The 13001-nt window shown below is 59.3% G+C and carries 13 protein-coding genes and 1 pseudogene; 11 read left to right on the top strand and 3 right to left on the bottom strand.

The window, feature by feature from the left end; genetic code table 11:
- The first annotated feature begins 29 nt into the window (after positions 1-29).
- Together fadD2 and fadD1 are read left to right on the top strand one after the other, a co-directional pair.
- The gene (gene fadD2, locus AC1RME_RS16725) at positions 30-1718 is read left to right on the top strand and encodes a long-chain-fatty-acid--CoA ligase FadD2 (RefSeq protein ID WP_096818231.1); all 1689 of its coding nucleotides are present in this window, start codon (positions 30-32) and stop codon (positions 1716-1718) included.
- A 350-nt stretch (positions 1719-2068) separates the two neighbouring features.
- Positions 2069-3766, top strand: a complete 1698-nt coding sequence (gene fadD1, locus AC1RME_RS16720) for a long-chain-fatty-acid--CoA ligase FadD1 (RefSeq protein ID WP_096818229.1) — start codon at positions 2069-2071, stop codon at positions 3764-3766.
- A gap of 48 nt (positions 3767-3814) precedes the next feature.
- Here fadD1 and AC1RME_RS16715 read toward each other — a convergent pair whose 3' ends face one another.
- A complete protein-coding gene (locus AC1RME_RS16715) occupies positions 3815-4192 on the bottom strand; it encodes a hypothetical protein (RefSeq protein WP_007951149.1) in 378 nt (125 codons plus the stop codon).
- Positions 4193-4390: 198 nt separating this feature from the next.
- Between AC1RME_RS16715 and AC1RME_RS16710 the strand changes: the two genes are divergently transcribed.
- The 3 genes from AC1RME_RS16710 (at position 4391) to def (ending at position 6252) form a co-directional block, all read left to right on the top strand.
- On the top strand, positions 4391-4582 hold the full coding sequence (locus AC1RME_RS16710; protein ID WP_096818227.1) for a CsbD family protein: 192 nt from the start codon (positions 4391-4393) through the stop codon (positions 4580-4582).
- Between the two features lie 177 nt (positions 4583-4759).
- Positions 4760-5710 carry a YihY/virulence factor BrkB family protein gene (locus tag AC1RME_RS16705; protein WP_096818226.1) on the top strand — a complete coding sequence of 317 codons (951 nt, stop codon included), beginning with the start codon at positions 4760-4762 and terminating at the stop codon, positions 5708-5710.
- Positions 5711-5712: 2 nt separating this feature from the next.
- Positions 5713-6252 carry a peptide deformylase gene (def, locus tag AC1RME_RS16700; RefSeq protein WP_096818225.1) on the top strand — a complete coding sequence of 180 codons (540 nt, stop codon included), beginning with the start codon at positions 5713-5715 and terminating at the stop codon, positions 6250-6252.
- On the opposite strand, the gene AC1RME_RS16695 is transcribed toward def, so the two are convergent.
- Positions 6253-6672, bottom strand: coding sequence for a GNAT family N-acetyltransferase (locus AC1RME_RS16695; RefSeq protein ID WP_493091561.1), 420 nt, complete (start codon positions 6670-6672; stop codon positions 6253-6255).
- A gap of 336 nt (positions 6673-7008) precedes the next feature.
- Here AC1RME_RS16695 and AC1RME_RS16690 point away from each other — a divergent pair, with 336 nt between their 5' ends.
- From AC1RME_RS16690 to AC1RME_RS16665, 6 genes and pseudogenes are all read left to right on the top strand, one after another.
- Positions 7009-7950 carry a fatty acid desaturase gene (locus tag AC1RME_RS16690; RefSeq protein WP_096818223.1) on the top strand — a complete coding sequence of 314 codons (942 nt, stop codon included), beginning with the start codon at positions 7009-7011 and terminating at the stop codon, positions 7948-7950.
- A 7-nt stretch (positions 7951-7957) separates the two neighbouring features.
- A complete protein-coding gene (locus tag AC1RME_RS16685; protein ID WP_096818222.1) occupies positions 7958-8749 on the top strand; it encodes a phosphate/phosphite/phosphonate ABC transporter substrate-binding protein in 792 nt (263 codons plus the stop codon).
- 127 nt (positions 8750-8876) lie between these two features.
- A complete protein-coding gene (locus tag AC1RME_RS16680) occupies positions 8877-9422 on the top strand; it encodes a sigma-70 family RNA polymerase sigma factor (RefSeq protein WP_096818221.1) in 546 nt (181 codons plus the stop codon).
- Entirely contained in the window at positions 9419-10432 is a 1014-nt protein-coding gene (locus AC1RME_RS16675; protein WP_096818220.1) for an ABC transporter substrate-binding protein, read from the top strand. The genes AC1RME_RS16680 and AC1RME_RS16675 overlap by 4 nt, the downstream gene beginning before the upstream one ends.
- Positions 10433-10949: 517 nt before the next feature.
- A pseudogene (locus AC1RME_RS16670) lies at positions 10950-11720 on the top strand (PAS domain-containing protein); the annotation flags it as partial.
- Between the two features lie 9 nt (positions 11721-11729).
- Positions 11730-12269: a methyl-accepting chemotaxis protein gene (locus tag AC1RME_RS16665; protein WP_371320920.1), complete on the top strand. Its 540-nt coding sequence runs from the start codon at positions 11730-11732 to the stop codon at positions 12267-12269.
- A 57-nt stretch (positions 12270-12326) separates the two neighbouring features.
- Here AC1RME_RS16665 and AC1RME_RS16660 read toward each other — a convergent pair whose 3' ends face one another.
- Positions 12327-12893 carry a hypothetical protein gene (locus AC1RME_RS16660; protein WP_096818215.1) on the bottom strand — a complete coding sequence of 189 codons (567 nt, stop codon included), beginning with the start codon at positions 12891-12893 and terminating at the stop codon, positions 12327-12329.
- Between the last annotated feature and the right edge of the window lie 108 nt (positions 12894-13001).

The raw sequence follows: 13001 nt of genomic DNA, 5'->3' as shown, positions 1-13001 counted from the left end.
GATCGGCTCAGGTAAAGAGGACAAGAACAATGCAACCTGATTTCTGGAATGACAAACGCCCGGCGGGCGTACCCCTGAACATCGACGTGGGTGAATTCAAGTCGGTGATCGAGGTGTTCGAGCGTTCCTGCAAGAAATTCGCTGATCGCCCGGCGTTCAGCAACATGGGCGTGACCCTGACCTACGCCGAACTCGAGCGCTACAGCGCCGCGTTCGCCGGTTACCTGCAAGCCCACACCGATCTGGTGCCGGGGGATCGCATCGCGGTGCAGATGCCCAACGTCCTGCATTATCCGATTGCCGTGTTCGGCGCGCTGCGTGCCGGGCTGATCGTGGTCAACACCAACCCGCTGTACACCGCGCGGGAGATGCGTCACCAGTTCAAGGACTCCGGTGCCCGGGCGCTGGTGTACCTGAACATGTTCGGCCAGAAGGTCCAGGAAGTGCTGCCGGACACCGACATCCAGTACCTGATCGAAGCGAAGATGGGCGACCTGATGCCCACCGCCAAGGGCTGGCTGGTCAACACCGTGGTCAGCAAAGTGAAGAAAATGGTCCCGGCGTACTCGCTGCCCCAGGCGATTTCCTTCAAGAGCGCGTTGCGCATGGGGCGGGGCCTGGGCATCAAGCCGCTGAAGGTCGGCCTGGACGACATCGCCGTCCTGCAATACACCGGCGGCACCACCGGCCTGGCCAAGGGCGCGATGCTCACCCACGGCAATCTGGTGGCCAACATGCAGCAGGTTCGCGCCTGTCTCGCCCAGTTCGGCAGCGATGGCCAGCCACTGCTGCGCGAAGGTCAGGAAGTGATGATCGCGCCGCTGCCGCTGTACCACATCTATGCCTTCACCGCGAATTGCATGTGCATGATGGTGTCGGGCAACCACAACGTGCTGATCACCAACCCGCGTGACATCGGCGGTTTCATCAAGGAGCTGAAGAACTGGAAGTTCTCGGCACTGCTGGGACTCAACACGCTGTTTGTCGCGCTGATGGATCATCCGGACTTCAAAACCCTGGATTTCTCCACCCTCAAGCTCACCAACTCCGGCGGCACTGCGCTGGTCAAGGCCACCGCCGAGCGTTGGGAGCAGATCACCGGTTGCCGCATCACCGAAGGCTACGGCCTGACCGAAACTTCGCCGGTGGCCTGCACCAACCCTTACGGCGATCTTTCACGAATCGGCACGGTCGGGCTGCCGGTGCCGGGCACCCGGTTGAAAGTCATCAATGACGACGGCGTCGAACAGCCTTTGGGCGAGCGCGGCGAACTGTGCATCAAGGGCCCGCAGATCATGAAGGGCTACTGGCAGAAACCCGAGGCCACCGCCGAGGTGCTGGATGCCGAGGGTTGGTTCAAGTCTGGTGACATCGCGGTGATCGACCCGGACGGTTTCGTGCGCATCGTCGACCGCAAGAAAGACATGATCATCGTCTCCGGTTTCAACGTGTACCCGAACGAGATCGAAGACGTGGTGATGGCCCACCCGAAAGTCGCCAACTGCGCGGTGATCGGTGTGCCGGACGAGCGCTCCGGGGAAGCGGTGAAGCTGTTTGTTGTGGCGCGGGAAACCGGCGTGAGCCTGGAAGAACTGAAGGCCTACTGCAAAGAGAATTTCACCGCGTACAAGGTGCCCAAACACATTGTGCTGCGTGAGTCGTTGCCGATGACGCCTGTCGGGAAGATTCTGCGGCGTGAGTTGCGCGATATCGCCTGATCGCCGAATGACTGCGCCTGACGCATTCGCGTTGAGGCCTGAAGATCGCAGCCTCTGGTGGCTTCCTTAAGCCGCTGAAGGCTGCGATCTTTTGCTTTTTGTCCCGGAATTCCGGGGCTTTTAGAGAGTTATAGGATTTTTGCTCTAAAATGACTGCCAGTAGTTCTTGAGTCATGAAAATGACTGTAGGGGCCGCTTTTGGCTCTAGTCGACCCTTGGCAAAGCTGCTACTCTCGGCGCGCTTTGTGACTTCTCGGCCTTGTAAAAAGCCAGACTCACCAATAAACAAACACCAATAATAATCGCATCAAATGCGGTGCTGAATTCGCGTTGCTGAGGAGTGGGCTTCCATGATCGAAGACTTTTGGAAGGATAAGTACCCCGCTGGAATTGCTGCCGACATCAATCCAGACGAGTACCCGAATATTCAGGCAGTGTTGAAGCAATCCTGCCAACGCTTCGCCGACAAACCGGCGTTCAGCAACCTGGGCAAGACCATCACCTACGGTGAACTGTACGAATTGTCCGGTGCGTTTGCCGCTTATCTGCAACAGCATACCGATTTGCAGCCCGGTGATCGAATCGCCGTGCAACTGCCCAACGTGTTGCAGTACCCGGTCGCCGTCTTCGGTGCCATCCGTGCCGGACTGATCGTGGTCAACACCAACCCGCTGTACACCGCGCGGGAAATGGAACACCAGTTCAATGACTCCGGTGCCAAGGCGCTGGTGTGCCTGGCCAACATGGCGCACCTGGCCGAAGCCGTGGTGCCGAAAACCGGCGTCAAACACGTCATCGTCACCGAAGTCGCCGACCTGCTGCCGCCGATCAAGCGTCTGCTGATCAACAGCGTCATCAAGTACGTGAAGAAAATGGTGCCGGCCTATCACCTGCCAAAAGCCGTCAAGTTCAACGACGTGCTGAGCAAGGGCCAGGGTCAGCCGGTCGCCGAAGCCAACCCGGACAGCGGCGATGTCGCGGTGCTGCAATACACCGGCGGCACCACCGGCGTGGCCAAGGGCGCGATGCTCACCCATCGCAACCTCGTCGCCAACATGTTGCAGTGCAAGGCGCTGATGGGCTCCAACCTCAATGAAGGTTGCGAGATCCTGATCACCCCGCTGCCGCTGTACCACATCTATGCGTTCACCTTTCATTGCATGGCGATGATGCTGATCGGCAACCACAACATCCTGATCAGCAACCCGCGCGACCTGCCGGCGATGGTCAAGGAACTGTCGAAGTGGAAGTTCAGCGGTTTCGTCGGCCTCAATACGCTGTTCGTGGCCCTGTGCAACAACGAAGGTTTCCGCAAGCTGGATTTCTCGGCGCTGAAAGTCACCCTGTCCGGTGGCATGGCCCTGCAACTGGCCGCCGCCGAGCGCTGGAAAGCGGTCACCGGTTGCCCGATCTGCGAAGGTTACGGCATGACCGAAACCAGCCCGGTGGCCACGGTCAACCCGATCCAGAACATCCAGATCGGCACCATCGGCATTCCAGTGCCGTCGACCCTGTGCAAAGTCATCGACGATGCCGGCGTCGAGCAGCCGCTGGGTGAAATCGGCGAGCTGTGCGTCAAGGGCCCGCAAGTGATGAAGGGCTACTGGCAGCGTCAGGAAGCCACCGACGAGATGCTCGACAGCGAAGGCTGGCTGAAGACCGGTGACATCGCGCTGATCCAGCCGGATGGCTACATGCGCATTGTCGATCGCAAGAAAGACATGATCCTGGTCTCCGGTTTCAACGTGTACCCGAACGAACTGGAAGACGTGTTGGCGACCCTGCCGGGCGTGTTGCAGTGCGCGGCCATCGGTATTCCGGACGAGAAGTCGGGCGAGGCGATCAAGATCTTTATCGTCGCCAAGCCAGGCGTCACGCTGACCAAGGAAACGGTGATGGAGCACATGCGCGCCAACGTCACCGGCTACAAGGTGCCGCGTTCGGTGGAATTTCGCGATGCGCTGCCGACCACCAATGTCGGCAAGATCCTGCGTCGCGAGTTGCGCGACGAAGAGCTGAAGAAGATCAAGGCGAAGAACGCCGCATAAAATAAAAAGCCCCGCAGATGCGGGGCTTTTTGTTGGCGCAGGGTGTGCTTACTGGCGGAACGGCGCAAAGTTCACGTTGGTGCCTGCCGGGCGCATGTCCTGCAGGTACGAGTCCTTGTCGGCACTCAGTTCCAGGCTCAGGGCAGCCTTGCGCTTGCCTTCGTTGCGGATCACCAGGCCTTCGAGCTTCTCGCGCAGAAACACGGTCGGCACTTTCAGGTGCAGCAGCTCGTCGGTGGCCGGGGTGTGCATCAACAGGTGAATCCACTCGTATTGGCCGATGGCCAGACGCGACACCGGCAGATCGAACCACCAGATGTTGCGGTTGCGGTTAAGTTCGGCGAAGTGGCAGTTGTTGGTGCCGAGCACGGCACCGCCCAGTTCCTGGTTGCGACGGGCGATGGCCTGCTTTTTATCGAGTTTCATAACATTCCTGCGGGATCGGTTCTGTGGCGCCTGGCGCCCTTATGGTGGGCATTCTCGGGGCTACGCTCGCAAACATAAAGCGCAACCTGCACGCCGCGACGAAATGAAGCCCTGAAAATAAATGAAACTTGGCGCAAACCGGGCCAGTCAATCGTTACGTACTGACTTTTCCCCTTCAATGCACCAAGGAGAAACACCATGAGTAGCACAGGCGATAAAGTAAAAGGCATGGCCAACGAAGCGGTCGGCAACGTCAAGCAGGGCATCGGTAAAGCCACCGACAACACCAAACTGCAAGTCGAAGGCAAACTGCAAGAGAAGAAAGGCGAGGCCCAGCAAGCCGTGGGCAAAGCCAAGGACGCGATCAAGAAAGGCGTCGACAAGGCTTGATCCAGCCTTGAACGAAACACCGAAGCGGCCATCCAAGGATGGCCGTTTTCGTGTCCCGTTCACATACAGTCACGGATCACAGTGTTTCAAAGTCGCCAAGTAAGCTACTTTGATGAGAGAAAAACGGCCCCTGAGTCGCCACGACTTCAACCTGTTTTGCGGCGAAAGGAGACGCGAATGATTTTCCCCGACATGAAAGGCCTGCCCCTGCACCGGGTCATCGTGCGCACCGTCACCGAGTTCATGGATGACGAGATGTCGACCTATGCCTCGGCACTGGCCTACCAGATGCTGTTCTCGCTGTTCCCGTTCATTCTGTTCCTGATTGCCCTGATCGGTTTCCTGCACCTGCCGGACTTCTTCTCCTGGCTGCGCCTGCAATCGGAGCTGGTGTTGCCGCCCCAGGCGCTGGAGCAGGTCAACCCGGTGATCGACCAGTTGCAGCAATCCAAGGGCGGTCTGCTGTCCGTGGGTATCGTCGTCGCCCTGTACACCGCGTCCGCCGGTGTGCGCCTGATGATGAGCGCGATGAACGCGGCCTACGACGTGGTCGAGGGCCGGCCGATCTGGAAGCGCTTCCCGCTGTCGATCATCTACACCGTCGGCATTGCCGGCATGCTGCTGGCCGCTGCCGCGCTGATGGTGCTCGGGCCGCAGGTGATGGGCTGGATCGCCGGGCAGGTCGGTCTGGAAGACTTCATCGTCACCGTATGGACCATCGCTCGCTGGCCGGTGATCGTGATCCTGATGATGGTGGCTGTCGCGTTGATCTACTACGTGATGCCCGACGTCAAACAGGAATTCCGTTTCATCACCCCGGGCTCGGTGCTGGCGGTGGTGGTGTGGATCATCGCGTCCCTGGGGTTCGCGTTTTACGTCAAGACGTTCGCCAACTACAACGCCATGTATGGCAGCATCGGTGCGATCATCGTGCTGTTGCTGTATTTCTACATTTCCGCCGCCGTGCTGTTGCTGGGCGCGGAGATGAATGCCGTGATCGAACACATGTCCAGCGAGGGCAAGGACCCGGGCGAGAAAGTCCCCGGCGAACTCGATGAGCATCCCAAACAACACGTTTCCGGACTTGGGCGCGATCATTCGCTCAATCCGAACACAGACGAAGCCTGATCATGATCCGTGAAATCCTGAAGATGGGCGATGAACGCCTGCTGCGCATTGCCCCGCCGGTGCCCGCCGAGATGCTCGACAGCCCTGAGCTTTGGCAACTGATCGACGACATGTTCCAGACCATGGAAAGCGTCGGCGGTGTCGGCCTGGCCGCGCCGCAGATCGGCGTCGACCTGCAACTGGTGATCTTCGGCTTCGAGCACAGCGAACGTTACCCGGACGCCGAAGCCGTGCCGCAGACGATCCTGATCAACCCGCTGATCACGCCGTTGAGTCCCTTGATGGAAGAGGGCTTCGAAGGCTGCCTGTCGGTGCCCGGCCTGCGGGGCGCGGTAGATCGTTATCAGCAGATCCGCTACGAAGGTGTCGATCCCAAGGGGCAGCCGATCGTGCGCGTGGCCTCGGGCTTCCATGCGCGGGTGGTGCAGCACGAATGCGATCACCTGATCGGGCGGTTGTACCCGTCGCGCATTACCGATTTCAGCAAGTTCGGTTACACCGAAGTGATGTTCCCGGATCTCGACCCCAACGCCGACGACTGACTAGTCCGCGCGCGGCGCAAGCTCCATGGCAATCATCGGCTTGCTCCGCGCATAACGGCTCAAGCGCTCGGCCATTGCCTGGGGCAGGGCGGGGTCGAAAGTGAAGCCGCGCCGTTCGTAGAAACTGCGCAGATCCGGGTGGCAGAACAACCAGACAGGCGCCTCGACGTCCTTCACCGCTTCGGCAATCAATTGCGCGGCAATACCCTGTTCGCGGCAGGTCGGGTCGACGAACAATCCGGTCAGCCAATGCCCGCCTGATACCGGCCGCAGACACAATGCAGCAACAATCTCCTCCCGCCGCGCCACCCACAATTGCGCCTCGCGCACCGCTTTCATCGACGATTGATGTTGGCGGTAGAACTTGTTCATCAAGGGCCAGGACAGGTCGTCGAGCTGGCTGTAACGGATGTCGGTCATGAATCGGACTACCGGTGCAAAAGCCGCGGATTATAAAACAACGTGCTCGCCGGGATAGGTGTATACCTGATCTCACATCCCCTCTGAGTGGAGTACGCATCATGTCCAAAGGTATGGATTCGAAGAAAGCCGCGAAGAAGAAACCGGCCAAGACCGCCATCGAGAAACGCCACGAGAAAAGGGCGAAAAAAGTCGACATCTTCGGTCATTGATCACCTCCTTCAGGAGCCTGGTTCCCGGGCTCCTGTCTCGCCCCTAAAAACCTCGCCAAAATAATCTGCAAGATTTTCCGCTGGTGTTGCACAGAACGATCAGACCCTCGTTCCGAGCCACGCCATGTCCCATTATTTCGACGATGCCCATCGCCAACAGATCGAAGCCCTGCGCCAACGCTTCACCGCCCGCACCGACTGGCCGACCTGGCTGTTGCTGATCGGCGTGTATGCCGGTTGGTTCGCGATTGTGCTGGGCAGCGGATGGCTGGGCCTCTGGTGGACCACGTTGCTGCTGATTCCGTTGTTGGTGCTGTGGCTGTCGGTGCAGCACGAATTGCTCCACGGTCATCCGACGCGCTGGACTTCGGTGAACAAAGTCCTCGGCTACGCGCCGTTTGCGGTGTGGTATCCGTACACGCTCTATCGCGACAGCCATTTACAGCACCATCGCGATGAGGACCTGACGATCCCCGGCGTCGACCCCGAAAGCCGTTACCTGAGCGCCGAACACTGGCAGGGCAGTTCGCTGTTCGAACGCAGCCTGCATTGGCTGAACAAGACCGTGCTCGGCCGATTCATTCTTGGCGCACCGCTGGCGTTGCTGGCGCTGGCCAATGAACAACTGCAACGCCTGAAAAACGGCGAGCGCCAGGCCTGGCTGATGTGGCTGACCCACGGAACCCTGACCTTGCTGATGCTGTTTTTCATCGCCCGCTACAGCGTGTTGCCGGTCTGGCATTACCTGTTTTTGATCAGCGTGCCGGCGCTGTCGATTGCGATGGTTCGCTCTTACTATGAACACCGGCCGCACGCACAACCGGAACAACGCACGGTGCTCAACGAAGCCGGATGGCCGTGGCGCTGGTTGTTCCTGAACTTGAATTTCCATCTGGTGCACCACGATTTGCCGAAGCTGGCGTGGTACGACTTGCCCAAGGCCTATCGCATGCGCCGGGAGCAATGGGTGGCGCGCAGCGGTGGATTTCTGGTGCAGGGTTATGGGCAACTGTGGCGTCGGCACGGCATCAAACCGATCGACAGTCCGCAGCATCCGTTTATTTGAGGCCACCATGACGTCAGGTTACGCAGAGCTGTTGATGTACATCGCCCCCGAGCCGATCCGCGCGGCGAACGAACAGTGGCTGGCGCGGATTCTCGATCACCTGGGCCGCTCGCGACTCAAGGCCGAAGGCTTGTCGCTGCCCGACCTCTGGCTGTCGCCGCAGTTGCTGCTGACCCAGACCTGCGGCTATCCGCTGATGACCGCACTGCGTGGCCAGGTCAGGATTGTCGGCCGTCCGCGCTATGAATTGCCGGATGCCACTGCCGGCAATCATTGCAGTCTGATCCTTGCCCGCGTCAATGATCCGCGCCGCAGTCTGGCGGAGTTCTTCGACAGTCGCGGGGTGATCAACAGCGAGGACTCCAACAGCGGCATGAACCTGTTGCGCCAGCGTCTGGCGCCGTTGCAGCGGGACGGTGAGTTTTTCGCTTCGGTCGGCCTCAGTGGCGGCCATCGCGAAAGCCTGCGCTGGTTGCGCGAAGATCGCGCCGATCTGGCGGCCATCGACAGCGTGACCTTTGCCTACCTGGCGCAGCACGCCGCCGAAGAGGTCAATGGCTTGCGGGTGGTGGCGCGCAGTGCGTTCAGCCCGACCTTGCCTTTCATCACCGTTGCCAGTGCTTCGGACACGCAGATCGAACAGCTGCGCCGGGCGATGAACCGCAGCCTGCAAGACTTGCCCGACGTTGCCCGCATCCTCGGCCTGCCCGAAGTCCTGCCTGCCAGCGAAAGCGATTACCTCGTCCTGCTGGACTATCAACGCGAGGCCGAAGAACTGGGATACGGCCGCTTGCGTTAGCGGTTTCGACTAATTCATTAATGGAATATAAAAATTCTTTTTAAGTATTTTTAACGCATAAGGCACCTTGCTAGGATCGCGCCACCGGACGACCGGACATTCAGCGACCCTTGACCAAGGAGCCCCCATGTCCGGCGCCGACTCATCCCATCGCAATCATGTGAATACGTTGTTTCGCGACCATTACCAGTGGTTGTGCACACGTCTGCGTCGGCAATCGAATGATGCAGCCAGCGCCGAAGACATCGCCGCCGAAACCTTCGCGCAATTGCTCGAAGCACCGGGCCTGACCGCCATCCGCGAACCCCGCGCGTTGCTCACCACCATCGCCCAGCGGCTGCTGTATGAGCGCTGGCGGCGGGGCGATCTGGAGCGTCGGCATCTGCATCAACTGCAACAGAGTGACTTCGATCACGCGCCGTCTCCCGAAGATCTGGCAGATCTGTCGCAGAGTCTCAAGCATCTGGACCGGACGCTCCAGCGCCTGCCGGGCAAGGTGCGCTCGACCTTTCTGCTGGCGCGCATCGACGGCCTGACCTACCCGCAAATCGCTGCCGAACTGGGCATCTCCCAGCGTTCGGTGAGCATGTACATGACCCGTTCCCAGGCCCTGTGCAATCGCCACAGCGCCAACCAAACCCTGATTTCCTCCCAGAACAAGAGGTCCGCATGAGATCGATCAAAACCCTGCTCGGCAGTTCGCTGCTGGCCCTGACCCTGACTGCCGGCCACGCCGTGGCAGCGGAAAAAACCGCGCCGATCCACTTCGGCGACATCACCTGGGAAAGCGGCAGTTTCATCACCGAAGTGCTGCGCCTGATCGTCGAAAAAGGTTATGGCTACCCGACCGATACGCTGCCGGGCAGCACCGTCAGCCTCGAAGCGGCGCTGGCAAAAAACGACATTCAAGTGATCGGTGAAGAGTGGGCCGGGCGCAGTCCGGCGTGGGTCAAGGCTGCCGCCGAAGGCAAGGTGTTCGGCCTCGGCGACACGGTGAAGGGCGCCACCGAAGGCTGGTGGGTGCCGGAATACGTGATCAAGGGCGACCCCGAGCGCGGGATCAAACCGCTGGCGCCGGAGCTGAAATCCGTGGCCGACCTGCCGCGCTACAAGGATGTGTTCAAGGACCCGGAAGACCCGAGTCGCGGGCGTTTCCTCAACAGCCCGACCGGCTGGACCTCGGAAATCGTCAACAGCCAGAAGCTCAAGGCCTATGCGCTGAACGACAGCTTCGTCAACTTCCGCACCGGTTCCGGCGCGGCGCTGGATGCCGAGGTGGCGTCGTCGATCAAGCGTGGCAAACCGGTGCTGTTCTACTACTGGTCGCCGACACCGTTGCTCGGTCGCTTCAAACTGGTGAAGCTGGAAGAGCCGCCGTTCGACGCCGAAGCCTGGAAAACCCTGGCCGACGCCAACAACCCCCATCCGAAAGGCACCCGCTCGATGCCGGCGAGCCTGGCGATTGGCGTGTCGGCACCGTTCAAGGCGCAGTATCCGGAACTGGTGACGTTCTTTGAAAAGGTCGATTTGCCGATCGATCTGCTGAACCAGACCCTGGCCGGGATGAGCGAGAAACGTCAGCAGCCACGTCAGGTCGCCGAAGCCTTCCTGCGCGATCAACCGCAAGTCTGGAAGTCGTGGGTGCCGGGTGAAGTGGCAAATAAAGTCAGTGGGAGTCTGTAGTACTTTTCCGATAATTGCGTAGTTTCAAAAGTTGCCATTGCGAGTCTGTCGCAATGGCAACCAACACCCCCGCCGCTGAACCGATTCTTGTCCGTTTTTTGTCCAAACTCCCCGTGGTACTGGCCGACTAGTGGCCTTGCGCAAGGCTTTGCGCTGTCTATGCTCACACGTAACTAACTATGTCGACCGCCATCCAATGCGCCTCGACGGCAATCGGTTAGTCATGAACAAAGCTGCCAGAGTGCGCAATCCAAGGCACCGACACTGAACCGACAAGGAGCATGTTTTTAAATGGAAGTTCTTCTGCACGTTAGGAATGGCCCGCCCGCGGGCTATCAAGAGAAGGATGTCTTGATTAGAGCGTCGCTGCATGGACTCTTTGATTAATCATCGTTGATCACCTGACAACTTCCTCCTGTGGAGGAATGCGTGTGCCTGTTCTGTGGAACGTAGTGGTGGATTCTGAAAGACCTGAACTTTCATCAAATCAAAAGACCGCGCGGAAGGTGATAGAGACATGTTCAACCTACATCACAAGGCTGACCTGCAGGAAATCGAACGCTTCAGTTGTGCCCTGACCGAAGCCAACGCCAAGTTGGAGGCGATCAGCCGTTCGATGGCGATGATCGAATTCACCCCCGAGGGCATCGTTCTGGATGCCAATGAGAACTTCTGCAAGACCATGGGCTACAGCGCCGAGGAAGTGCGTGGCAAACATCACCGGGTCTTTTGCGAAGAGGCGTTTTACCGCAGCGAGGAATACGCCAAGTTGTGGCGTGATCTGGCCCGTGGTGAACCGCTCAGCGGGACTTTCCTGCGTTTGAACAAGCGCGGTCAGGAGATCTGGCTCGAGGCCAGTTACATGCCGGTGTATGGCCCGGACAAACAAGTCAGAAGCGTGATCAAAGTGGCGTCGGACATCACGGCGCGCGTGAACAAGGAAAAAGAAGAGGAGAGCATGCTCGCCGCCATCAGCCGTTCGATGGCCGTGATCGAATTCACCCCGGAAGGCAATGTGATCTCGGCCAACGACAACTTCCTCAAGACCATGCAGTATTCGCTCAACGAAATTGTCGGCCATCATCACAGCCTGTTCTGTCATCGCGCCGAAGCCGAATCCGCGCAATACAAAGCGTTCTGGGCCTCGCTCAATCGCGGCGAATATCACTCGCACCGCTTCGAACGCAAGAACAAGTCCGGGCAGACCGTTTACCTCGAAGCCTCGTATAACCCGTTGTTCGATGCCAAGGGCCGGTTGTACAAAGTGGTGAAGTTCGCCAGCGACATCACCCACCAGATGACCACCTTGCAGACCGCTGCGGAATCGGCCCACAGCACCTCGGTACAAAACGACGCCTGCGCGCAAAAAGGCTCACAGGTCGTGCAGCAGACGGTGCAGATCATTCAGGACATTTCCCGCGACCTCAACGAAGCGGCACTGAGCATCGATGCGGTGAGCAAGCAGTCGGACATCATCGGCACCATCGTCCAGACCATTCGCGGGATTGCCGACCAGACCAACCTGCTGGCACTCAACGCGGCCATCGAAGCGGCGCGGGCGGGTGAGCACGGACGCGGTTTTGCGGTGGTGGCGGATGAAGTGCGCAGCCTCGCGGCGCGGACCAGTCAGGCGACCCTGGAGATCGTCGATGTGGTGCGCAAGAACCATGAGTTGTCACTGAGTGCGGTGTCGAGCATGCAGTCGAGCCTGAGCCGCACCGGGCTCGGGGTGGAACTGGCGAACGAGGCGGGGGACGCGATCCGCGAGATTCAGCAGGGCTCGCGGCATGTGGTGGATGCGATCAGCCAGTTCAACGAGACGTTGCAGTTGAACTGACGGTTTACGGCTGAAAAAAAAGGATCCCTTGGGATCCTTTTTTCATTGCGCTGCGAGTCAGAGCGAAGCGAGGAACTTGTCTGCCGACTGGTCGCTGATCTTGACCGAGTTGGCGTCTTGTTTGTTCTGCTTCTCGGCTTCGGCCAGTTTCATCTTGTCCTGCAGGCGATCGGCGATCTCTTTGCCGATGGCCAGTTGTTTCTCTGGCGGCATGGCTTTGATGTCGTCTTCGGTCAAACCCATTTCCTTGAGGATGCTGTCGCGCAGACGCTGTTCCGGCGACTTGCTCATGTAGTCCTTGAACTCGTCGGTGGCGGAAGTGCCGGCAGTCTTGGTCTGCGAAGCGTCAGAGGTCTGCAGGCCGACGCGGGTCTTGGCGAACGCTTCATCGACGTTGTCGCTGATGCGCGTGGCTTCGTTGACTTGCTGGGTGGCGAGTTGCGTGGCCGAGCTTTGAATCTGACTGGTGGCGTCAGTGGTTTGCGCCTGCGCCTGGTTTTGCAGCGATTGCAGCATCGCGCCGTGGAGTCCGCCTTGCAGACCGGCAGCCGACGAAGCGGTGGCGTCTTCGGTGATGCGCTTGGGCAGATGAATCAAATTCGCCTGTTTCGAACTGACCAACATGATGAAGGACCTTGTGGTAATTGCTGTCGGCGGTAAAGCAGCAATTACCGTGCCGTCAGAATAAGTCTCATGAATTCAGCAGGTTAAGGAATTTCCAGTTTTCGGAAG

The organism is Pseudomonas sp. GW822-FHT03F08, from assembly GCF_058801265.1.
Note: the sequence above shows the minus strand (reverse complement) of the source record. Positions and strands in the feature narration are given on the sequence as shown.

Coding starts and splice junctions, on each gene's coding strand:
- fadD2 (WP_096818231.1), top strand. CDS start 30: ATGCAACCTGATTTCTGGAATGACAAACGCCCGGCGGGCGTACCCCTG.
- fadD1 (WP_096818229.1), top strand. CDS start 2,069: ATGATCGAAGACTTTTGGAAGGATAAGTACCCCGCTGGAATTGCTGCC.
- AC1RME_RS16715 (WP_007951149.1), bottom strand. CDS start 4,192: ATGAAACTCGATAAAAAGCAGGCCATCGCCCGTCGCAACCAGGAACTG.
- AC1RME_RS16710 (WP_096818227.1), top strand. CDS start 4,391: ATGAGTAGCACAGGCGATAAAGTAAAAGGCATGGCCAACGAAGCGGTC.
- AC1RME_RS16705 (WP_096818226.1), top strand. CDS start 4,760: ATGATTTTCCCCGACATGAAAGGCCTGCCCCTGCACCGGGTCATCGTG.
- def (WP_096818225.1), top strand. CDS start 5,713: ATGATCCGTGAAATCCTGAAGATGGGCGATGAACGCCTGCTGCGCATT.
- AC1RME_RS16695 (WP_493091561.1), bottom strand. CDS start 6,672: ATGACCGACATCCGTTACAGCCAGCTCGACGACCTGTCCTGGCCCTTG.
- AC1RME_RS16690 (WP_096818223.1), top strand. CDS start 7,009: ATGTCCCATTATTTCGACGATGCCCATCGCCAACAGATCGAAGCCCTG.
- AC1RME_RS16685 (WP_096818222.1), top strand. CDS start 7,958: ATGACGTCAGGTTACGCAGAGCTGTTGATGTACATCGCCCCCGAGCCG.
- AC1RME_RS16680 (WP_096818221.1), top strand. CDS start 8,877: ATGTCCGGCGCCGACTCATCCCATCGCAATCATGTGAATACGTTGTTT.
- AC1RME_RS16675 (WP_096818220.1), top strand. CDS start 9,419: ATGAGATCGATCAAAACCCTGCTCGGCAGTTCGCTGCTGGCCCTGACC.
- AC1RME_RS16665 (WP_371320920.1), top strand. CDS start 11,730: ATGACCACCTTGCAGACCGCTGCGGAATCGGCCCACAGCACCTCGGTA.
- AC1RME_RS16660 (WP_096818215.1), bottom strand. CDS start 12,893: ATGTTGGTCAGTTCGAAACAGGCGAATTTGATTCATCTGCCCAAGCGC.